The 20626-nt window shown below is 72.4% G+C and carries 13 protein-coding genes; 2 read left to right on the top strand and 11 right to left on the bottom strand.

The genetic code is table 11. The annotated features are described in order from the left end of the window. Positions 1–3: 3 nt before the first annotated feature. Together ACRAKF_RS29755 and ACRAKF_RS29750 are read right to left on the bottom strand one after the other, a co-directional pair. Complete coding sequence (locus ACRAKF_RS29755) at positions 4–2241, bottom strand: HAMP domain-containing protein (protein WP_447040623.1); 2238 nt, start codon at positions 2239–2241, stop codon at positions 4–6. Positions 2242–2437: 196 nt separating this feature from the next. After that, on the bottom strand, positions 2438–3646 hold the full coding sequence (locus ACRAKF_RS29750) for a CapA family protein (RefSeq protein WP_447040622.1): 1209 nt from the start codon (positions 3644–3646) through the stop codon (positions 2438–2440). Between the two features lie 23 nt (positions 3647–3669). Between ACRAKF_RS29750 and ACRAKF_RS29745 the strand changes: the two genes are divergently transcribed. After that, on the top strand, positions 3670–4695 hold the full coding sequence (locus ACRAKF_RS29745; protein ID WP_447040621.1) for a hypothetical protein: 1026 nt from the start codon (positions 3670–3672) through the stop codon (positions 4693–4695). Here the strand turns inward: ACRAKF_RS29745 and ACRAKF_RS29740 are convergent. The 7 genes from ACRAKF_RS29740 to ACRAKF_RS29710 all read right to left on the bottom strand — a co-directional run bounded on the left by ACRAKF_RS29740 (position 4681) and on the right by ACRAKF_RS29710 (position 14655). Next, positions 4681–6201 (bottom strand): ArnT family glycosyltransferase, encoded by a 1521-nt coding sequence (locus ACRAKF_RS29740; RefSeq protein ID WP_447040620.1) that lies wholly within the window; start codon positions 6199–6201, stop codon positions 4681–4683. The two genes, ACRAKF_RS29745 and ACRAKF_RS29740, sit on opposite strands and share 15 nt — an antisense overlap. 9 nt (positions 6202–6210) lie before the next feature. Continuing rightward, positions 6211–7722: an amino acid permease gene (locus ACRAKF_RS29735; RefSeq protein ID WP_447040619.1), complete on the bottom strand. Its 1512-nt coding sequence runs from the start codon at positions 7720–7722 to the stop codon at positions 6211–6213. Between the two features lie 114 nt (positions 7723–7836). Next, complete coding sequence (gene dxs / locus ACRAKF_RS29730) at positions 7837–9765, bottom strand: 1-deoxy-D-xylulose-5-phosphate synthase (protein ID WP_447040618.1); 1929 nt, start codon at positions 9763–9765, stop codon at positions 7837–7839. A gap of 233 nt (positions 9766–9998) precedes the next feature. Further along, a complete protein-coding gene (locus ACRAKF_RS29725) occupies positions 9999–11303 on the bottom strand; it encodes a sugar ABC transporter permease (protein WP_447040617.1) in 1305 nt (434 codons plus the stop codon). Next, entirely contained in the window at positions 11300–12100 is an 801-nt protein-coding gene (locus ACRAKF_RS29720; RefSeq protein WP_447040616.1) for an ATP-binding cassette domain-containing protein, read from the bottom strand. The genes ACRAKF_RS29725 and ACRAKF_RS29720 overlap by 4 nt, the downstream gene beginning before the upstream one ends. Positions 12101–12233: 133 nt before the next feature. Then, on the bottom strand, positions 12234–13334 hold the full coding sequence (locus tag ACRAKF_RS29715) for a substrate-binding domain-containing protein (protein ID WP_447040615.1): 1101 nt from the start codon (positions 13332–13334) through the stop codon (positions 12234–12236). Between the two features lie 121 nt (positions 13335–13455). Then, on the bottom strand, positions 13456–14655 hold the full coding sequence (locus tag ACRAKF_RS29710) for an ROK family transcriptional regulator (protein ID WP_447040614.1): 1200 nt from the start codon (positions 14653–14655) through the stop codon (positions 13456–13458). A 434-nt stretch (positions 14656–15089) separates the two neighbouring features. Here ACRAKF_RS29710 and ACRAKF_RS29705 point away from each other — a divergent pair, with 434 nt between their 5' ends. Continuing rightward, positions 15090–16709 (top strand): protein kinase domain-containing protein, encoded by a 1620-nt coding sequence (locus ACRAKF_RS29705; RefSeq protein WP_447040613.1) that lies wholly within the window; start codon positions 15090–15092, stop codon positions 16707–16709. A 22-nt stretch (positions 16710–16731) separates the two neighbouring features. Here the strand turns inward: ACRAKF_RS29705 and ACRAKF_RS29700 are convergent, their stop codons facing one another. Together ACRAKF_RS29700 and ACRAKF_RS29695 are read right to left on the bottom strand one after the other, a co-directional pair. Continuing rightward, entirely contained in the window at positions 16732–20082 is a 3351-nt protein-coding gene (locus ACRAKF_RS29700; RefSeq protein ID WP_447040612.1) for a CHAT domain-containing protein, read from the bottom strand. 31 nt (positions 20083–20113) lie between these two features. Beyond that, complete coding sequence (locus ACRAKF_RS29695; RefSeq protein WP_447040611.1) at positions 20114–20602, bottom strand: hypothetical protein; 489 nt, start codon at positions 20600–20602, stop codon at positions 20114–20116. Positions 20603–20626: the final 24 nt, after the last annotated feature.

The raw sequence follows: 20626 nt of genomic DNA, 5'->3' as shown, positions 1-20626 counted from the left end.
GGTTCAGTTCCTTCCGGCGAGGCCGGCCGTGGCGCCGTCCCGCTTGCGCTGTGTGCCCGTCGGCAGTTGCTGCCTGATCAGTTCCAGGCTGCGGGTGACGGCACCGACCTCGTCGTGGTGGGTCGGGTACAGGACGGTGCGGCGGTCACCGTCGGCGAGCGCCTCGGCCTTCTCGACGAGGTGCCGCAGCGGTCGTACGACGACGATGTGCAGCCACCCGAGACACGCCGCCGCCGCGGTGATGCCGAGGAGTCCGGCGAGGACGGTGCGGTTCTGGAGGGTGTACTCGGGGATGGCGAGACCCGAGGCGGGCTGCCAGCTCACGACGGTCCAGCCGAGGGAGGCCGCCGCGCCGCCGCCCGCGAAGGGCGCCGCCGCCGCGATCTGGATCTCGTCGCCGTCGCGGTAGAGGACACCGCTGGGGCGCGCTTTGCCGCCCACCTTCTGCGCGGTGCCCTCGGCGAGCCCGTTGAGCCGCCCGCCCGGCAGGCTCTCGAACTCCTGGTAGCCGTAGTTGGCGCCGATCACCTTGCGCTTCTCGTCGACGACACGCACCTGGCCGAGCCCGGGGCGCTTCAGGAGCGAGTTGAGGAACTCGATGCGGAACTCGCCGACCACGGCAGCGCCCTCGCGGCCGGACATCTCGGCGGTGCCGATGATGACCGGTTCCTTGCCGCCCTCGTCGATGACGCGGACGGCCTTGTTCGACGGGCCCTTGCCCGAGGGGCTGCGGGGGTCGTCGCCCGCCTTCGCGAGGACCTTCCCCTTGGCGTCGAGCACGTAGAGGGACTGGTAGCGGCTGTGCTGGTGCATGGTGCTTTCGAGCACCTTGGACATGTCCGACGCCTCGGTGCGGTCACCGATGAGGGAGGCGACCGAGGTGAGGTCGGCGTGGCCCTCGTTGAGGGCGCGGCGCACCCGGTCGGTGAGGGTGTCCGTGCGCTCACGCTGGTCGTTGACCATCTGCTGCGGTACGACGACACTGTCGCCCGCGCGGTTGAGCATCAGCATGAGCGGTGCCGACCAGGCGAGCAGGAGGACCGCGCAGACCGCGATGAGGGTACGGCTGCCGAACTTGCCCTTGCGGGCGGACCGCTCCTGCTTGTCGGCGGGCGCGCCCAGCAACTGGCGGCGCAGCCGTTCGAGGGCGGCCCCGATGCGGGCGGCCTCGCCGCGGCGCGGCACGGAGACGGGCCGTTCGAGGTCGCCCCGGCTCAGCCGGCGGCCCTCCAGGAAGAGCTGGATCAGCGGGCGCTGCACGGTCCGCAGGAGCAGGAAGACCGTGACGCCGCCGATGAGCAGCAGGGCGGCCGCGGCCAGCAGCCCGAAGGCCGAACTGGTGGTGGCCGTCGGGTCCTCGGCGACCGGCACCATGGCGACGACCGTGAGGCCGAGCCGGGTGGCGACGGTGGACTCGCCCGCCTCGGGTCCTGCGAGGCTCGCGTACCCCGCGACGGAACGCTCGCCGAGATGGCGGTCGCCGGTGAGGTGACCGCTGACGCCGAGGAAGCCGCCGGATCCCGGCTCCTTGGACATGACCGGGTGCGTGCGGGACTTCTTCGCCGCGGTGGTGGCGAAGGCCTTGAGCTGCTTGTCGGCCTGTTTGATCTGCTCGCGCTCGCCGTCGCCCTCCGCCTGCGCGGGGTCGGCGATGCCGTCGTCGCTCAGAATGTGCCCGTCCTGGCCGACGACGGCGATGGAGCGGAACTTGCCGAGGCTGATGCCGGGGAAGCGCAGGCTGCCGGAGGCGACGAGGAGTTGCTGCGGCTGCCCCTTCCAGGTGAGCAGGGCGAAGGAGAGCAGGCGGGTCTCGCCGTTCTCCAGGCGCACCATGCGCGGCGCGAGACCGTCCTTGTCCGCGAGCTTGCCGCGGTCGATGGCGGTCAGCGGCAGGTTCTCGCCACGGGCGGCGAGGAGCTTGCCCGAGGAGATCTCGACGACCGCGGTGCCCCTCCACTTCTGGTAGACGCTGCCGATCTTGTCGAGGACGGCGTCCGGGGGCACCGGATCGCCGGCGCTGAACAGCTCGGCGTTCCGGGCGAGGTCGGTGACCGACTCGTCGATGGAGGCGCGCAGCGCGATGGCGCCGTCCTCGGCGAAGTGCTGTTGGGACAGTTTGACCGCTTTGGGTACGGCTTCCTGGCCTGCGCGGCCGAGGGTGAGAGCGGTGACGCCCGCAAGGGCGAGGAGCAGGACCGACAGCACGGCGATGGGGGGACGTATGCCACCCAACAGAGACATGTCGGTCCTTCGGCGGACCTTGTGCCGCCGCTTCGAACGCGAAGCGGCCAAGGGGTGCTCCTCTCCTGGGGGTGATGCGGGACGCGGAAGCGCATAGTGATGCCTTCCGGAGAGCTTGGACCCGTGAACCCCTCGAAGAGATGTACGGGATCGGGAAAGTGTGAGCTAGGTCGCACTGATGACCGGAGTGCCGCGGTCAGTCACCGGGTAGTGACTCAAGCGGTTCGAGGCCGTCCTTGGCCGCGCCCCGGTTCAGGAGCGTGCCCTTGGTGCGCTCGAAGGCCAGGCGGTAGCGGGCGCGCCGCTGCTCGCCGAGCCCTTCGCCGTCCTCCAGCGTGGCGGCCACATCCAGGAGCCGGTGGTCCTTGACGGCGCCCTTGGGCGGGGTGCCGGTCCCGTCCTGGTCCGGCGGGATGTCCATGAGCGTGGGCACGTACTTGGCGTCGACGTCCCACTCCCCGCCGCGCTTGACGAACTCGAACCAGCCGACGACGCCCTCCTCGGTCAGTCCGCTCGGCGCGTCATGCCGGGCGACCTGGTTGCCGAGTCCGTACGCGATCCAGGTGCCGTCGACCTTCTCCATCGGCTGGACGACGTGGGCGTGGTGGCCGATGACGAGGTTGATGCCGGTCTCGCGCGCGATCCTGCGGGCCAGCCCGAGCTGCGAGGGGGTGGCTTCGGGCTGGTGCTCGCGCCCCCAGTGGATGCTCAGGATCACGACCTCGGCGCCCGCCGAGCGCGCCTTCTTCTCGGCGGCGGCGATCGCGTCGAACGTGATCTGGTTCACGATCCACGGCTTGTCCTTCGGGACCTCACGGCCGTTGAACCCGAAGGAGAAGGCTATCTGCGCGACCTTGACGCCCTTCACCTCGGTGATCAGCGGCTTGCCCGCCTCCGCGGCGCTGCGCGCCGACCCGGTGTGCCGCAGACCCGCCTTGTCGAGCGCGTCCAGGGTGCGGGTGACACCGGCGGGGCCGTGGTCGAGGGTGTGGTTCGACGCGGTCGAGCACTGGTCGTAGCCGGCGCCCTTGATCGCCGTGGTGATCTGCGGGGGCACGATGAAATCGGGGAAGTCCTCGAAGGGGCCGTCAGGCTTGCCCGTCACGGTCTCGAAGTGACAGATGCCGAGGTCGGCCTTGCTGATGACGGGTTTGACCCCGGCCAGCATCGGCCCGAAGTCGATGCCCTTCTCGCCCTTGCCGGTGGTCTTGGCGTCCTTGCGGGCCTGATCGGTCAGTGGTGAGTGGATCAAGATGTCGCCCGCGGCGGCGACGGTGAACGAGGGGCCGCCGTCGGATGCGGGCTCGTCGTCGTCGCCGACGAAGCCGCAGGCGGTGGCGGTGCCGACGAGCAGGAACGCGGAAGCCGCACAGGTCACGAAATGCCGGCGCGGGGGACGTGTCATCACAGGGATATCTTTATACAACCATGAAGAGCTACCGCACACGGCTGGTCACGATCGCAAAGAAGCTCGGGGTTGTCGCGGGCGTGACGGCCTGCGTCCTCAGCCTGTCGCAGTGCGGCTCGGGGTCGTCCGACCCGGGCCACGAGCCCTCGCGAGGGAGCCGGAGCCCCGCCGGCTCCACACCGGACGGCCGCCCGGACGAAGGCCCGGACGACGGCCTGGAACGCGTCATCACCGACTACACCGCCGGCTTCGACGAGGACAGCGGCTACCGCCGCCCCACCCGGGACGACCGGCGCACGCTGGCCACGAGCGTCGCCCTGCTCCTCGACGGCAAGCGCGCCGCCGCCGAGCGCCGCCTCGCCGACGTCGACTTCGCGGTCCGCACGGTGAAGGACCCGGTCGGCGGGCGGCGGTACGCGGAGGTCGCCGACCGCTCCGAGGGCGGCGCGGCCCCGCGCGGCTGGGGGCGGGTCTACATCGACCTCGACTCCCCCGTCCGCTGGTCGGTCCAGGTGCCGCACCCCGTGGCCGACCGGTACACCGAACGGCTCGGCGCGCAGCTCCTCAGCCACGCCCCGGGCGGCATGCTTGTCATCGCGGGTGCACATCGCGAATCCGGGCGTGGTGACACGGCGGACGTCGCGCACCGCAGGGACAGCGTTTTTCACGCCATCTGCGCCGAACTGGTGCGCCGCGGACTGCCCGGCGTGCAGCTCCACGGCATGGCCGACGACTCGGCACCGAAGCACGACGTCGTCGCCTCCACGGGCCGGGGCAGGCATGCCGTGACCGAGGGCCGTGACCTCGCGGACACGCTGCGGGAGCAGGGCTTCGACGTCTGCCGCGCCTGGGCCAGGTCCTGCCCGCTCGAAGGCCGCTCCAACGTGCAGGGACGGGCCGCCGCGTTCCACGACGTGCCCTGGCTGCACCTCGAATTCGGCCGCGGCATCCGCGAGGACCACACCCAGGCGCGCAAGGCCATCGAGGCCCTGACCGGCCTCACCCGCACCTGGCGCCGCCAGGACGCCCCGTCAGAAACCTCCTGACCCCTGGCCTGTCGCGCCTCGATGCCCGCCCGTCCGTGCGTAGAGGACCGCCCCGTCCACCCTCCCGACCGCCCGATAGCCCTCGGCGAGGACCCGGCCCAGTGACGGCACCCGGCCGGGTCCGTACGGCTTGCCGCGGGAGTCGTCGACGATCAGGGCCGGCGGGTGGCGGCGCAGTTCGTCGTGGAAGGTGGGCCAGGCGCCGCGGACGGCGTACTTCTCGCCCACCCGTGGGCCGTTGCGGCCGCCGCTGTAGTTGGTGAGGAGGCCGGCCGTGAGGTAGCGGCTCGCCGGGGTGCGGTCGGCGAGCCAGTACGTCTCCGGGTGTATCCCCCAGACCAGCACCCGCTCCCCCGGGTCGGTCCGCTCCCGCACCGCCTCCGCGAGCCGCCCCGCGTGCGCGAGGTCGGGGCGCGGCGCGAGCAGCCCCCAGGCCAGGAACACCGCGCACGAGCACCCCGTGGCGATGAGCGCCCTGGCCGTCCGTTCGCGCGGCAGACCTCGCAGCGCCGCCGCGCCGAGGAGGGCGAGCGGCGGCATGAGCTGGAGGTAGTAGTGGCCGAAGAAGTGGAGGCCGAGCAGTACCGCGGCCGCCGACGAGGCCAGCCAGAGCCACAGGTCCGTCGCCCCGCCGAGGACCCCCCGCAGGGCGCGCAGCACCGGCGGGATGATGCCCGCGCAGGCCGCCGCGAGGAGCAGGGCGTTGATGAGCCCCCGGCCGAGCACGTGGAGTTCGGAGCCGGTGAACGAGGCGTACGCGCCCGAGCCCGTGACCGTCCAGAAGACGAAGCCCCGCGGGGTCGTGACGAGGGCCGCCGCGAGGACGGGACCGCACAGCCCCGCCGCGAGGCGCGCCACGTCCCGCCGGGAGGCCCCGCGGCGCGGAGGGCCCCCGCCCCGCCAGAGCAGCCACGCCACCGGGAGCAGCACCGCGCCCCCGGTCTGCTTGGCGAGGAAGGCGCAGGCCACCGCCGTGCCCGCCGCACCCCACCGGCGGCGGTCGGCGCACCACACGGCGGCCGCCGTGCACGGCAGCATGAAGACCTCGAAGGTGGCCGCCTGGGTGTCCTGCGGGTTGAGGCCGATCGAGATGAGGAGGTACACGACGCCCGCCGTGCGCCCCGCCCGGTTCCCCCAGCGGCGCCGGGCCAGCGAGGCGAGGAGCACCGCGGTCAGGAGCTGCGCGGCGGCGGCGAGCACCTTCGGCGCGAGCAGCGAGGAGTCGCCGAAGAGCGCCAGGGAGCCCGCGTACAGCCAGGGGACGAGCGGCGGCTTGCGGTCGACGACCGTCTCGTAGAGCGCGCCGCCCTGCGCCAGCATCCGCGCCTGCACGGCGAGATAGCCCTCGTCGGGGCTCCACAGGGGGCGGCGGAAGGAGGGCAGCCGGGTCACGCAGGCCAGGGCGGCGAGCAGCGGGAGCAGCCGCGCCCAGTAGGTGCCTCGGCCGGGCGCCCCCTCCCCGAGCGCGCGGACGGAGGGTGACGAAGTGGCGGACCCCGCGGGCATGGGGTGCCGCTACCGTCCTTCGCCCGTGTGCAGGCGGCTGTGCGAGCGCCCGTACGCGAAGTAGACGACGATGCCGAGCACCATCCAGACGGCGAACCGCAGCCAGGTCTCGGCGGGCAGGTTGAGCATCAGCCACAGCGAGGCGAGCACGGAGAGGATCGGGACGAACGGCACGAGCGGGGTGCGGAAGGCGCGCGGCAGGTCGGGGCGCTGCTTGCGGAGCAGGATGACGCCGAGGGCGACGACGACGAAGGCGAAGAGCGTGCCGATGTTGACCAGCTCGGCCAGTTCGTCGATGGAGGTGAAGCCCGCGACGACCGCCACGACCACGCCGAGCAGGATCGTCGAGCGGTAGGGCGTGCCGAACTTCGGGTGCACCTTGGAGAAGGTCTGGGGCAGCAGCCCGTCGCGGCTCATCGCGAAGAAGACACGGGTCTGGCCGAGCAGCAGGATCATGCAGACCGAGGTCAGGCCGACGGCCGCGCCGAAGCTGATGAGCCCCGCCCAGAAGGGGTGCCCGACGGCCTTGAAGGCGTCCGCGAGCGGCGCGTCGGTGGAGAGTTCGCTGTACTTCTGCATGCCGGTGACGACGACGGACACGGCGACGTACAGGAGCGTGCAGATGATGAGCGAGCCGAGGATGCCGCGCGGCACGTCGCGCTGCGGGTTACGGGTCTCCTCGGCGGCGGTGGCGACGATGTCGAAGCCGATGAACGCGAAGAACACCACGGCCGCCGCGGTGAAGATGCCCATCACGCCGAAGTGCGAGGGCGTGAAGCCGAAGATGAGCTGGGCCAGCGGGGCGGTGATGCCGCCCTTGCCCTCGGTCGGCTCTGACGGCGGGATGAACGGGTCGTAGTTTGATCCGGTGATGAAGAGCGCGCCGACGATCACGACCAGGAGCACCACGGTGACCTTGACGGCGACGATGACGTTGGTGACGCGCGAGGAGAGCTTCATTCCCGCGATCAGGATGCCGGTCAGGGCGAGCACGAGGACGCAGGCCAGCAGGTCGAAGCCGAACCTGCCCTCGTGCGTCCCGCTCATCGCCTGCGGCAGGTGCAGCCCCGCGCTGTCCAGGAGCGAGCGCAGATAGCCGGACCAGCCGACCGCGACCACCGCACAGCCGAGCGCGAGCTCAAGGACCAGGTCCCAGCCGATGATCCAGGCGGGGAACTCCCCCAGAGAGGCGTACGAGAAGGTGTACGCGGAGCCCGCCACGGGCACCGTCGAGGCGAACTCGGCGTAACAGAGGGCCGCGAGCGCGCAGACGAGCCCGGCCGCGACGAAGGCCAGGGCCACCGAGGGGCCCGCCGTCTCCTTGGCGATCTTTCCGGTCAGGACGAAGATGCCGGTGCCGATGATGACACCGACGCCGAAGACCGTGAGATCGAGGGCGGACAGCGACTTCTTGAGCGCGTGCTCCGGCTCCTCGGTGTCCCTGATGGACTGCTCGACGCTCTTCGTCCTGAAGAGGGTGCTGCTCACGGGCGTACCTCCCACGCTTGTCGTCCCCGACATGATCGAGAGACCTTCTGCCCGGTACGCCCCGGCGCGGTTCCGTTCACGCGAATGGGCCGGTCCCACCACCCGTACAGGGTGCCGGGACCGGCCCATCGGCCGAACGTCTCGCCGTCAGTCGCGGGCGGGCTCCACGGAGTCCACGCCGGCGGTCGAGCGCTCGTACTTGCCGTCGAGCTTGGCGACGAGCCCGGTGACCTGGCGGGCGATGTCCGGCGCCGTCAGGCCGATCTCGGCCAGGATCTCCTTGCGCGACGCGTGGTCGAGGAAGCGCGGCGGGATGCCGAAGTCCCGCAGCGGCACGTCGACGCCGGCGTCCCGCAGGGCCTGGGCGATCGCGGAGCCGACACCGCCCGCGCGGGAGTTGTCCTCGACGGTGACGACGACGCGGTGCCGCTCGGCCAGCGGCGCCATCGCCTCGTCGACCGGCTTGACCCAGCGCGGGTCGACCACGGTCGTGGTGATGCCCTGCTTGTCGAGGAGACCCGCGATCTCCAGGCACATCGGGGCCAGCGCGCCCACGGAGACGAGGAGCACGTCAGGGCGGTCGCTGCCCGCCTCGCGGAGCACGTCCATCGAGCCGACCTTGCCGACGGCCTTGACCGCCGGGCCGACCGCGCCCTTGGAGTAGCGCACGACGGTCGGGGCGTCGTCGACCTCGACGGCCTCGCGGAGCTGGAGGCGGACCTGGTCGGCGTCGCGCGGCGCGGCGATCCGCACGCCCGGCACGCACTGGAGGATCGACATGTCCCACATGCCGTTGTGCGAGGCGCCGTCGGTGCCGGTGACGCCCGCGCGGTCCAGGACGAAGGTGACGCCGCACTTGTGCAGGGCCACGTCCATCAGGAGCTGGTCGAAGGCGCGGTTGAGGAAGGTCGCGTAGACGGCGAAGACGGGGTGGACGCCGCCGGTCGCCAGGCCCGCCGCGGAGACGGCCGCGTGCTGCTCGGCGATGCCCACGTCGTAGACCCGGTCGGGGAACTCCTCGGCGAACTTCTTCAGGCCGACCGGCTGGAGCATCGCGGCGGTGATCGCGACGATGTCCTCGCGCTCCCGGCCGAGCTTGACCATCTCCTCGCCGAAGACGGACGTCCAGTCCATGCCGCCCGCGGCGATGGGCAGCCCGGTGTCGGGGTGGATCGGGCCGATGCCGTGGAAGTGGTCGGCCTCGTCCTCCTCGGCGGGCTGGTAGCCGCGGCCCTTCTCGGTGAGGCAGTGCACGATGACCGGGCCGCCGAAGCGCTTGGCGCGCGTCAGGGCGGACTCCAGGGCCTCGATGTCGTGGCCGTCGATCGGGCCGACGTACTTCAGCCCGAGGTCCTCGAACATGCCCTGCGGGGCGATGAAGTCCTTCAGGCCCTTCTTGGCGCCGTGCAGCGTTTCGTAGAGCGGCCTGCCGACGACCGGGGTGCGCTCCAGGATGTCCTTGCCGCGGGCCAGGAAGCGCTCGTAGCCGTCGGTCGTGCGCAGGGTCGCCAGGTGGTTGGCGAGGCCGCCGATCGTCGGAGCGTAGGAGCGCTCGTTGTCGTTGACGACGATCACCAGGGGGCGGTCCTTGGCGGCGGCGATGTTGTTCAGCGCCTCCCAGGCCATGCCGCCGGTGAGCGCGCCGTCACCGATGACGGCGACGACGTGGTCGTCCTTGCGGCGCACCTCGTTGGCCTTGGCGAGGCCGTCGGCCCAGCCGAGGACCGTGGAGGCGTGGCTGTTCTCGATCACGTCGTGGTCGGACTCGGCGCGCGAGGGGTAGCCCGACAGGCCGCCCTTGCTGCGCAGCTTGTCGAAGTCCTGGCGGCCGGTGAGCAGCTTGTGCACGTAGCTTTGGTGGCCGGTGTCGAAGAGGACCCTGTCCTTGGGCGACTCGAAGACACGGTGCAGGGCGATCGTGAGCTCGACCACCCCCAGGTTGGGGCCGAGGTGGCCACCGGTCTTGGCGACCGCTTCGACGAGGAAGCTGCGGATCTCTCCGGCCAGCTGGCTCAGCTCCTCGGGACTGAGCTGGTCCAGATCGCGCGGTCCCGTGATGCGGTTCAGCAGCGGCACCCGTGCCTCCTTGCTAGAGCTGAGATGTGCTGTTCGAGCGTTGCCGGGACACCCGAGTCTAATGTTCCGCTACGGCCGCCCGCGTCCGGGAGGCGGGTTCCCGGCCACTGGGACAGACAAAAACCCCGCGCCCCAGTAGGGGCGCGGGGCCGTGACATGTGCGGCTCCGCCGCGCGGGCGCGATCAGCCGCGGTGGACCCGCGGAGACAGGCGTGCCGGAACCCGCTGGGCGCCTACGCCCGTCCCGCGGACTTCTGCGTACGCCGCGAAACGGAGTCGATGACCACCGCGGCCAGCAGAACCGCACCCGTGATCATGTACTGGATCTCACTCGCCATGCCGAGCAGGTTCAGCCCCTGCTGAATGGACTGGATCACCAGCATGCCGAGCAGGGCGGACCACACCTTGCCCCGCCCGCCGAAGAGGCTCGTGCCGCCGATGACGGCGGCGGCGATGACCATCATCAGCGTGTTGCCGCCGCCCAGGCTCTTGGTCGCGCCGCCGGAGAGGCTGGCGATGAAGAGACCGCCGAACGCGGCGAGCATCCCGGAGATGGCGAAGACCGTGATCCTGATCCGGTCGACGTTGATGCCGGCCCGCCGGGCCGCCTCCGCGTTGCCGCCGACCGCGAAGACCTGGCGGCCGAAGGTGGTGCGCCGCGCCACGAAGTCCGCGATCACCAGGACGGCCAGGAAGAGCACCAGGGCCAGCGGCAGGCCGCGCGCCCCCTGGGGCTCGTTCAGCTGGTACGCGGCACCGCCCGCGAGGACGGCGACGACGACCGTGCGGAGCGCGATCTCGCTGACCGGACGCGAGGGCAGCTCGGCGGCCTTGCGGCGCTTGCTGTCGAGCAGCAGGGAACCCGCGTACGCGATGATCGCGACGGCGGCCAGACCGTACGCGGCGCCCTTCTCGGCGAAGAAGTGACCGGTCAGGTCCTCGACGACACTGCCCTCGGGCGTGTTGATGCTCCCCTCGCCGCCCATGAGCCAGATCTGGAGACCGCTCCAGCCGAGGAAGCCGGCCAGGGTGACCACGAAGGCGGGAACGCCGATCTTGGCGAAGAAGAAGCCGTGGACGGCGCCGATGACCATGCCGGACGCGATGGCGATGAGCACCGAGAGCCAGTCGTTCAGGCCGTGGGTGACGCTCAGCACGGCCCAGACCGCCGCACCCATGCCGGCCACCGAGCCGACCGAGAGGTCGATCTCGCCGAGCAGCAGGACGAAGACGATGCCGACGGCCATGATGCCGAGGCCGGAGGTGAAGACCGCGATGTTCGCGAGGCTGCTCGCGTCCAGGAAGTGGTCGTTCTTCATCTGGAAGATGACCGCGATGACGATCAGCCCGATGACGACGGGCAGCGAGCCCAGCTCACCGCCGCGCAGCTTCCGCTTGAACTCGGTGAGGTAGCCGGCGAGGCCCTCCTCACGGACGAGCAGGCGCGGGTCGACGGCGGGGCTCGGGGCTGCCGAGGCGGGCGCGTCGGTCGCGGGACCCGAGTCCTTGCCGGTGGGGGTCTTGGCGAGGTCGCTCACTTCGCGTCCTCCTTCGGTGCCGTGGCCGTGCGCGCCCTGCGGCGGGTCACGGCGTTGTCCGTGGCGCCGGTGATGGCGGCGATGATCTCTTCGTTGGTGGTGTCCGCGACGGAGAAGATTCCGTTGTTGCGGCCGAGCCGCAGCACGGCGACCTTGTCCGCGACGGCCTTCACGTCGGCCATGTTGTGGCTGATGAGAATGACGCCGTGGCCGCGCTCGCGCAGCCGCTCCACCAGGTCGAGGACCTGTGCGGTCTGCTCGACGCCGAGGGCCGCGGTGGGCTCGTCGAGGATGACGACCTTGGGGTCGCCGACCAGCGCGCGGGCGATGGCGACGACCTGGCGCTGACCGCCGGAGAGCGCCGCGACCGGGATGCGGACGCTGGGGATGCGGATGGAGAGGGTGTCCAGGAGCTCCCTGGCCCGCTTCTCCATCTTGATCTCGTCGAGGACGGACGCGCTCTTCAGCTCGCTGCCGAGGAAGAGGTTGGCGACGACGTCGAGGTTGTCGCAGAGGGCGAGGTCCTGGTAGACGGTGGCCACGCCGAGGTTCTGGGCGTCGTGCGGCCGTCCGATGCGGACGCTCCTGCCCTCCCACTCGATGGTGCCGTCGTCGATCGGGTGAACGCCCGAGATCGTCTTGACGAGAGTGGACTTTCCGGCGCCGTTGTCGCCGACGAGGGCGACCACCTCACCGGTGTGGATTTCGAGGTCAACGTCCGTGAGCGCCTGGACGGCGCCGAACCGCTTGGAGACCCCGCGCAACGCCAGCACGGGCGTAGCGGACACGTGAATCATCTCCTTCGCCGCCTGACCGGCGGGGATGGTGGTGCAGCAAGAGCTGTGCGAGAGGGGAGTCCGGTGCCCGCCCCCCGTCTGCGGGGCGGTGTGTCGGGGCGGGCACCGGACCGGTACCGAGGGGACCTGCGGACTACTTGATGCCCGCGGTGTCGCACGCCTTCTTGTACTGGGCGGTGCAGATCTCGCTGACCTTGTAGACCTTGTCCTTGACGATCGTGTCGGCGACGTCGTCCTTGGTGATCGCCTGGGCGTCGTACAGCTTGGCCGGGATGCCCTTGAAGTCGCCGCTGAGCGAGTCGACCTTGCGGTCCACGATCGCGTCGATGCTCTTGCCCTTGAGCAGGTTCACCGCGATCTCGGCGGTGGTCTCGGCCTCCGGCTTGATCTGCTTGTAGATCGTGTAGTCCTGGTCGCCGCTCAGCAGGCGCTGGATGCCCGCGAGTTCGGCGTCCTGGCCGCCGACCGGGACCTTGATGCCGCGCTGCTTGAGGGCGGTGATCACGCCGCCCGCCATGCCGTCGTTGGCGGCGTAGACGCCCTGGATGCCGTCCTTGCCGAGCTTGTCGATCGCGGAGGACATCTTGCGGTTCGCCTCGTCCGGCGACCAGTCCGGGATGTCCTGCTCGTACGCGATCTTCTTGACCTGCTTGTCGAGCACCGAGTGGGCGCCCTTCTTGAAGAAGGGGGCGTTCGGGTCGGTCGGCGAGCCGTTGATCATGACGACGTTGGCGTCCTTGGCGTCGGAACCGAGCGCCTTGACCATGGCCCCGCCCTGAAGGCGGCCGATCTTCTCGTTGTCGTAGCTCACGTACGCGGCGAGCGGGCCCTCGGCGAGGCGGTCGTAGGCGACGACCTTGACGCCCTGCTTGTCGGCCTGCTTGACCCACGACTTGGTCGACTTGTAGTCGACGGAGTCGAGGATGATCACCTTGACGCCCTGGGTGACAAGGGCCTCGAACTGCTTCTTCTGCGTCTCGATGTCCTGAGCCGCGTTGTTGTACTTGACCTCGCAGTCCGAGCAGAGTTCCTTGATCTTCGCCTCCATGATGGGGCGGTCGAAGGTCTCGTAGCGCGTGGTCTTGTTCTCGGGGAGCAGCAGACCGATGGTCTTGCTGTCGCCGGCGTCGCTGCCCTTGTCGTCGCCGTCTCCGGCCTTGCCGCAGGCGGTCATGGCCAGTGCCATCGAAACCGCCGCCGTGCCTATGACGACGCGACGCGTCCTTGCGTTCATGTGGGGTGCCTCCCTGACGAGGCCGCGTCGTTGCGGCCGAGGTGGCTCGAAGTCAACTCGGCCGCCACACCAGCGTCAAGGAGTAAATCCTTAACGAGATGACAACGGTGCCATGCGTTATCTAAGTGAAGGCAGGTGCGCTCGCGGGCAGCGTTCCGTCCAAAAGGGTTGAATCGCCCATCTCGCTGAGCGCGAGCGCCAGCGCGCCGAGGACTTCCGCGCGACCGCCGAGGGCACCGGGCAGGACCGAGAGCTGCCGCGCGGCGCTCGGGATCGCGTACCGCCCGACCGACTCCCTGATGGGCCCGAGGACCAGCTCACCGGCCTCCGCGAGATCCCCGCCGAGCACCACCCGGGAGGGGTTGAGCAGGTTGCAGAGATTCGCCACGCCGCTGCCGATGTGCCGCCCGACGTCCGCGATCACGCGCCGGCAGCCCGGGTCGCCGTCCCGCGCGAGGCCGACCACGCGCTCCATGGTCAGATCCGTGCCGTGGGAGGACTGGAGCAGCGGGAGCACGTACCGGGCGGCGGTGAAGGTCTCCAGGCAGCCGCGGTTGCCGCAGCGGCAGACCGGGCCCGACTCGTCCAGGGTGATGTGCCCGATCTCCCCGGCCGTGCCGCCGGGCCCGCGGTAGATGTGCCCGCTGATGACGAGCCCCGCTCCCACACCGCTCGCGACCTTGATGTACGCCAGGTCCCGCACCCCGCGGCCGCTGCCCCAGACCAGCTCGCCCAGCGCGCCGAGGTTGGCGTCGTTGTCCACGTGCACCGGGACCCCGAGGCGGGCGCCGAGCTCCTCGGCGGGCTTGGTGCCGGTCCAGCCCGGCAGGATGGAGGTCGAGCCGAGCGTCCCGGACTCCACGTCGATGGGCCCCGGCACGCCGAGCCCGATCCCGGCGATCTTCTCGCGGTCCACGCCGGTGGCCGCGATCAGCCTGCTGACGAGCTGCTCGGCCCGGTCGAAGCCCTGCGCGGCCGAGGCGTCCACGTCCAGCGGCTCGGACTCCTCCGCGAGCACCTGGTGGGCGAGGTTGCCGACCGCCACGCGCAGGTGCGTGTGGCCGAAGTCGACGCCGATGACGATGCCCGCGTCCCCGCTGAGCGAGACGCTGCGGGCCCGCCTGCCGCCCGCCGAAGTGGGGGTGACCTCGACGGTTCCGCCGTCCTTCAGCTCGCGGACGATGTTGGAGACCGTCGCGGCCGACAGGCCCGTCGCCCTCGCGATCTCCGCCTGCGTGAGCGATCCGGCGAGCCGCACCGCGCGTACGACCCGCTCCAGATTGGCCCGGTGCAGAGAGGACTGCGACCCCGGAGTCTCCATTGACTCATCCACCCTTTGCCCTATTTCGGGCGGCACGAAGCCCCCCGTGACACCAGTCCCCGGAGTGGGTACCAGGCCATGTACAAGTTGTGAACTCCAAACTCGGCTGTAGGAGATGCCGCAGTCAAGTCCTTGACGGAGATCCGAGCGGGGTCACCTCACCGCCCACGTGCCCCGCTCACCGGACGGACCAGCTCCGCACGGCCGCATTGCCGGCCGTGCCGTGAACCGGCGCCGGGGGGCCGGCCCGGCCGCCGCAGCGTGCAAGAGGTGTCGGAATCAGCCGATCTCACCGATGGCCGGGACGCGCGGGGCCTTCGTTCCCTACGTTGTCAGGCGGTTCGTCCGGTGCGTCTACGGCCCGTCAGTTCCGGGAATGCCGTTGACGGAGGGGACCCGGCGGACCGGGGGACGCGGCGGGAGAGGGGGACGCGGTGGAACGACTGACGGCGGCCGATCCGACCGAGGTCGGGCGGTACCGCACGATCGCGGAGCTGGGCCGGGGCGGCATGGGGCGGGTCCTGCTGAGCAGCGCTCCCGACGGGCGGCTCGTCGCGCTCAAGCAGGTGCACACGCAGCTCGTGGCGGACGACGGCTTCCGGGCCCGGTTCCGCCGGGAGGTGGCGGCATCGCGCAAGGTGTCGGGCACGCACACCTCGGCGGTGATCGACGCCGACGCGGACGCGGCTGAACCCTGGCTGACGTCGGAGTTCGTCCCGGGCCCCTCGCTCCAGGAGGCGGTGGCCGCCGTCGGCGCGCTGCCGGAGGAGGCCGTGCTCCGCATGGCCCAGGGGCTCGCCTCCGCCCTGACCGACATCCACCGGGCGGGCCTGGTGCACCGCGACCTGAAGCCCTCCAACGTCCTGCTCGCCGACGACGGGCCCCGCGTGATCGACTTCGGCATCGCGCGGGCGGCCGACAGCGAGGACGGCACCGAACTCACCACCTCGGGATGGCTGGTGGGCTCCCCCGGCTTCATGTCCCCGGAACAGGCCAAGGGCCTGCCGCCCGGCCCGGCGGGCGATGTGTTCTCCCTGGGCGCGGTGCTGGTCATGGCGTGTACGGGCCGGAGCCCGTTCGCCGGTCCCGGCGTGCCGCAGACCCTGTACAACGTCGTGCACACCGAACCCGACCTCTCCGGCCTTCCCGCGACGATCCGCACCCTCGGGGCACGCTGCCTGGCCAAGGACCCCGAGGAGCGGCCGACGCCCGCACGGCTCCTCGCGGAGATCGGCCGCCTCACGCCGTCGGCGCGCCCCTGGCCGACCGAGGTGCACGAGCTGATCGCGGCCCAGCAGGAGGAAATCGCCCGGCTGCGCGCGGAGTTGGCGAGCCGCACGGACGACCGGGACGCCGGGGCGGCCGCCCCCGTCGAGAGCCCGCCCCTCGGGGGCCCGCCCAGCGAGGCGGCGCCCGCGCAGCGGCCGTCCCGGCGCGCCCTCGCCCTCGCCGCGGTGGCCGCCGTCGCGGTCGGCGCGCTGACCGCGACGGCCCTTCACACCCTGAACACCGGACGCGAGGACGGCTCCCACAGCACCGACACCCGCCCACGGGTCACCCCGACCGCGGTCCGGGCGTCCCCGGAACCGGCCACCGGGGCGGCGCGCCCGTCGGCCGTCACGACGCGGGAACCGACCCCGGCGCCGACCACACCCCGCGCCGAAACCTCCCCCGCCCCCGAGCCCGCCCGGCGGCTCCCGACGCCGGCCGGGACGCGGCCGAGCACCCGGCCCGCGGTTATCGCCGACTGCGGCGGGAAGGCCCTGGACAGGCCCGCCTCGCTCATCCTGGCCTGCGGCGACGGCGGGGCCGGGCTCGACTCCCTGACCTGGACCGGCTGGGGCGCCCCCACCGGCCGCGCCACCGGCCAGGGGTGGGAACGGGTCTGCACCCCGAGCTGCGCCGAGGGCCGCGAGGCCCGGTACGCGGTGACGGTGACCGTCTCCGGCCTCGCGGCGGGCCGCTACACGCTCATGCGGGTCACCGCCCCGCAGGCGCCCGGCGGTTCCGCAAGCTACACGCTCGACGCGTACGGTCCGACGCGACGGGGGTGACACTGCGGGCGGGCCCGCCCGCTCAGGTCCCCCACGCCGTGAACGCGCCCCAGTGCACGGTCGAGGCGAAGGGCCGCTCGTCCCCCGCCCTCCCCTGCCCCGCGTACCGCCCGGTCAGCTCCGCGAGGTGCGGATGCTCCCGGGTGTACCGCGTCAGCTCGTCCCGGGTGAGCCCGCGCAGCCAGCGGCGCGACCGGCGCAACGCCGGTACGGGGGCGTGGGCGCGGGCGAGGAGTTCGTGGAAGCGGGTCATCAGGAAGGCGGTCGCCAGGTCGTCCACCTGCCACAGGCTGGTCACCGCGCAGGCGGCCCCGGCCTGGAGGAACCCGGCCGGGAGTCCGAGGAACTGGTCGGGGGCCTCGATGATGCCGTAGTGGCCCGACTGGCAGGCGCTGGCCACCGCGAGGCGGCAGACGGGGAGCTGGTGCCGTACGAGGGTGTCCATGTCCAGGTGGCCGTCGGCGAGCGCCAGGGAAGCGCCCCGGCCCTCGGAGCCCGCGCTGCCGTGGCAGCTCAGGTGCAGATACGACGCCTCGGCGAGGTGGCCGAGCAGCCAGCCGACCGTGGCCTCCTCCCCCACGGCGCCGCTGACCTCGCCCCGGGCCGCGAACAGCGCGGCGATCTCGGCGCGTTCGCTGCGGCTGCCGGGCAGCGAGCCGTCCGGGTCCGTGACGGTCACCAGGCGCGGCACCGCCTCCTGGGGGCGCTCGGCCCGCGCGCGGGAGGCGGCGTGGACGGCCGCGGAAGGGGCGACGGTGAGGGTGCCCGCGTCGTCGAGCACGCGCCCCGCCCCGCCGGGACCGGGCCCCAGCGGCACGGCGTGCAGGGGCACCAGGCCGAGCAGTCCGGTCGGGACGACGACCGCCTCGTGCCGCCCGTCCCGCGCGAGGAGGTCGGCGAGCGGGCGCATGAGCGGTTCGAGGGCCCCGAGGCGCTCCAGGGTGGCCGGAAGCTGCCGGCGGCGCCTGAGTCGTGTGGCCTGCTGCACGAGCCACAGCCCCGCGCTCTCGTCCTCCGGGTCCACGACGAGGAGGTGCAGGAGCGTGACGCTGCTGACCTCGGGGACGTGCACGGCCCGTACGACCGGCCCGTCACCGCCCCTGCCACCGCCGCCTTCGCCGTCGCCGGGGACGATCAGGACATAGCTGCCCCAGGGCGCGTTCACCAGGTACGCGAGCGGCACCCCGCCCGCGGCCCTGGCGATGTCCCGTACCTCGGTCGTGCGCAGGAAGTCCTCGAAGCCCGGGATCGCCCGGATCTCCTCGACCACCGTGCGCAGGGCGCGTTCGGCCGCCGCCTGCTCGCGGGCCCCCGGCCCGACCGGTCCGTGCGCCAGCGCGGACGGTTCGGTGACCGATGAGCGGTACCGGGCCCGCGCCCGGGTGTAGCGGCAGGCCAGGACGGGGTCGACGCCTTCGAGTTCCGTCAGCTCCGCCGCCCCGCGCCCCGCCACGGCCGAGAGTTCGCAGGCGAGGCCGCGCTCCAGGGCCTCCACGGCGCGCTCCGGGCGGCCGGCGCGCGCCAGCAGGTAGGCGGCCCAGCGGGCGAGCCGGTCCACCTGTACGAGGACGCCGCGGCGGCTCTCGACGGTGACCTGGGCGTCGTAGAGCGCGCTCGCGGCGGTGAGCATGTCCGCCGCGACGTCGGCCGCCTCCGTCCAGCGCTCGGCGCCGGCGAGGGAGTTGATCAGCTCCCGGGCGACGTTCAGGTGCAGGGAGGGCGCGACCGTGGGCGGTGCGGCGGCGAGGGCCGCCTGCCGCAGCCGGACGCTCTCGGGGCTGCCGTGGCCGTCGGTCAGATCGCTGGCGCGGGCCAGCAGCCAGATGATGCGGCCGGTGTTGAGCAAGCCTGGGCGCGCGGCGGACAGGCCGAGCGCGGCGGTCGCCGCCGCCCGCGCGCCGTGGGCGTCCGGGGGTTCGCGCTTCAGCAGGAGGTCGGCGAGGTTGATCTGCGCCTGTGACCACAGGGCGGAGTCGTCATCGGGCGCGAGGTGGCGCAGCGTGTCGCGGTAGCACTGCTCCGCCTGGTGCGGGTCGCCGGGTTCGGCGCGGCGGTGGAGCAGCAGCCCGAGGTTGACCATGGAGTAGGACCAGTTGACCGCGGAGCGCTCGGGGGAGCGTTCCGCGAGGCCCGCCCTGATGCGGTCGATGCCGAGGGTGAGGTCCGCGGTCCCGCCGCCGGGGCGCTCCGAGAGGAGCAGTCCGTAGTTGGTCTGGATCCGGGCCCAGAACTCGGGGTGTTCGCGCCGGTCGAGGCGGCCGGCGCGCGCCAGGAGGTCGCGGGCGGTCTCCCAGACCTCCAGGCGGTCGCCGTCGTCGCGCGCGTAGTGCGCGCTGGCGAGGTTGTTGGCCGTCCGCACCCACTCCAGGGAGCCCTCGGGCGTCCGAGACAGGGCGTGTTCGAGGAGTTGGTACGCCTCGGCGAGGTCGGTGTCGGCCCCGGCGTGGACGGCGCCCGCCAGGCGTTCGCCGAGCAGGGCGGCCAGCTCGGTCTCCATGTCCTCCTGGCCGAGGTCGGCCGCGAGCGCCAGGGCCTCGCGGGCCACCGGGATGCCGTCGGGTCCTTCGGTGCGAAAGGCGCGCTCGTACAGCTCGTCGAGCCGGGTGCGCAGATCGCCGCCGAACCGGCTCAGGGACGCGAAGTAGCGGCGTGCCGCCTCGCGGGGCGGCGTGTGGCCGTCGCACAGCTCGTCCAGGAGCCGCTGGCGCCTGCGCAGCACGGATTCGAGGGGCGTGCCCTCGGCGGCGCGCAGCTCCTCACGGCCGGCGTCGCGCACCGTGGTGCCGGCGGTCAGGTCGGGTTCCGTGCGCAGGAGTTCGTCGAACTCGTCGGGCGGAGTCGACAGCACGGCGTACAGCAGCCGGTTCACGCGGGCGTCCTCGCGGTTCGCCGCGAGATGGTGGAGGAACGTCCCGTAGTTGTCGACCGTCGGCTGTCCTTCGGGGGCCAGCTCCTCGCACGCGGAGGCGGTGTCCGCCAGGTCGCGTTCGAGGTCCCGGGCCAGGACGACCGGCAGCAGTCTGCGCGGCAGCGGGATCGCCTGCCCGGTGAAGGCGTTCCCCCGGAAGGCCCCGGCCCGCTCCGCCTCTTCGAGGACGGGCAGCGCCGCCCGGGACGGGTCGCCCCGCAGTTCCTCGATGGAGAGGCCGATCAGCAGCGGCGCCACCTCGCCGGGGCGCAGGACGAGCAGCGGGGCGCCGATGTCCGTCCGCTCCCCGCAGCCGGGGCACTCGGCCCGTGCCAGGCCGGTGGCCGGCGGAGCCAGGACGTCGGCCCGCTCACGGGCGTCGACGACGCGCCACACCGGGGCCGCGCATGCGCGACCGCACCTCTCGCAGCGCCAGTCGTACGACGCCCTCGCCGATACCGCCACGGTGCCCCCGCTCCCCCGGCCGCCCCGCCGGTCACTTGCCGCCGGTGAGCCGCGAGAGCAGGGCCGTGAAGACCCGTCCCAGAGCGGCGTCCCGCATGGCCCGCTTGTGGATGGTGAAGCTCCACCTGCCGCGGGTGTCCCGCTTGACGGCGACCTCGGTCTGCAGGAGCACGACGACCAGGACGGTGACGGAGAGCGAGACGGGGTCCACGCGCTCCATGGGCGAGCGCGCGTACTCCACGGCCTCGGCGACCGTGCTCGCCATGCCCTCGTCCAGGGACGCCACATACTCCAGGGCGGCCCGGGCGAGCTCCCCGTCGGTGGCCTCCGGCCGGCCCGGCGGCAGATACGCCGCGAGGTCCCCGGCGGCCACCACCCGGGACAGCTCGGCGCCGTCCCAGGGGCATCGGCTCGCCTCCCCGAGGAGCCCCCGCTCTTCCACCACGACGGCGAGGGCCCTGACGGCGCTCTCCTCGGAGAGCGCCCGGACGTCCAGCTCCAACTGACCTTGACTCGACATGCCGCCAATTCTGACCGCACGGCG

The organism is Streptomyces sp. DSM 118878, from assembly GCF_052936595.1.
This window is presented reverse-complemented; position numbering and strand designations above follow the sequence as displayed.